Origin of the sequence: Streptomyces mesophilus, from assembly GCF_011044995.1 — a bacterium.
Lineage (GTDB): Bacteria > Actinomycetota > Actinomycetes > Streptomycetales > Streptomycetaceae > Streptomyces > Streptomyces mesophilus.
This window is the reverse complement of sequence record NZ_JAAKZW010000456.1, coordinates 1-1,448: the sequence shown is the minus strand read 5'-3', so window position 1 is coordinate 1,448 and position 1,448 is coordinate 1. Positions and strand designations below refer to the sequence as shown.

The following is a 1,448-nucleotide window of genomic DNA, read 5'->3' as shown; positions in this document are numbered from 1 at the left end:
GGGTGGGGTGAGTCCCGGGCGTCACGGCCTCGGGGCGGGCAACTCCGCGGCCACGCCCCGGTCGTAGTCCGTGCGGGCGGTCCGGACTTCCTCGATGTGCGTCTCGGCCCATGCCTTGATCGCGGCCATCACCGGCAGCAGGCTGCGGCCGAGCGGCGTGAGCTCGTAGTCGACCCGGGCCGGCACCGCCGGAGTCACGGTGCGGCTGAGCAGGCCGTCGCGCTCCAGGGCGCGCAAGGTCTGGGTGAGCATCTTCTGGCTCACGCCGGCGATGATCCGCTCCAGGTCGCGGTAGCGCAGCGGCCCGTCGGCCAGGGCGTTGAGGACCAGGCTCACCCACTTGTCGCTGATCCGGTCGAGGAGTTGGCGCGCCGGGCAGGTGGCGAGGTAGGCGTCGTAGGCGGCGCGCGCTTCGGCGCGGCGCTGGGCGGCGGTGCGGGTGGCCATGGCACTCCCGGGTCGGGTACGCACTCCGAAGTGGGTACTACCTGGTGGAGAGTAACGCCCCCTACGTTCGTGGCCATGAGAGCTGTGATCGTTCGTTCCTTCGGTGGTCCGGAAGTCCTCGAGGTGGCGGAGGTTCCCGTGCCGGAACCGGGTCGTGCCCGGATCCGGATCCGGGTCGCCGCCGCGGCCGTCAACCCGGTGGATGTCCAGACCCGCTCCGGCGCACTCACCACGGGCGGCCTGCTCCCGTCGCGGGAGGTCATCGGCATCGGCTGGGACGTGGCCGGAACCGTCGACGCACTGGGGCCGGGCGTGGCCGGTTTCCGGCGCGGCGACGCGGTGATCGGGCTGTCCGACCGGCTTGCGCTGCCGCTCAAGGCGCAGGCGGAGTACGTGGTGTTGGACGCGGACGCGGTCGCCGCGGTGCCGGCGGGCACCGACCTGGTGGCGGCGGCGACCTTGCCGCTGGGCGGGCTCACCGCCGCGCAGGCACTCGACATCGCCGAGGCCGAGCCCGGCGGGACCCTGCTGGTCACCGGAGCGGCGGGAGCGGTGGGCGGCTACGCGGTGCAGCTCGCCGCGCGGGCCGGTGTCCGGGTGGTCGCGGTGGCGGGCGCGGGCGACGAGGAGGTGGTGCGCGAGCTCGGCGCGGAGTTCTTCGTGCCGCGGACCGCTGACCTGCCCGCCGCGGTCCGCGACCTCGTGCCGGGGGGTGTGGACGCGGCGGTCGACGCGGCCTCGGTGGGCGTGCTCGCGCTGGACGCGGTACGCGGCGGAGGTTCGATGGTCAGCGTGCTCGGCAATGCGCCGACGCCGCTGCGGGGCATCCGCGTGGGCCAGGTGTGGATCCGCGCGGACGGCCCCCGCCTCGCCGAGTTGGCCGCCGCCGGGCTGCGTGCGCGGGTCGCCGATGTGCTGCCGCTGGACGGCGTCGCCGAGGCCCACCGCAGGCTGGCGGCGGGCGGGGTGCGCGGACGGCTGGTCCTGGTGCCCTGATCGGG

The 1,448-nt window shown here is 75.3% G+C and carries 2 protein-coding genes; one reads left to right on the top strand and one right to left on the bottom strand.

Translation table 11 applies throughout. The annotated features are described in order from the left end of the window. Positions 1-21 precede the first annotated feature (21 nt). Complete coding sequence (locus G6045_RS40535) at positions 22-447, bottom strand: winged helix-turn-helix transcriptional regulator (protein WP_165337253.1); 426 nt, start codon at positions 445-447, stop codon at positions 22-24. A 75-nt stretch (positions 448-522) separates the two neighbouring features. Here G6045_RS40535 and G6045_RS40530 point away from each other — a divergent pair, with 75 nt between their 5' ends. Continuing rightward, complete coding sequence (locus tag G6045_RS40530) at positions 523-1,443, top strand: NADP-dependent oxidoreductase (RefSeq protein WP_165337252.1); 921 nt, start codon at positions 523-525, stop codon at positions 1,441-1,443. Positions 1,444-1,448: the final 5 nt, after the last annotated feature.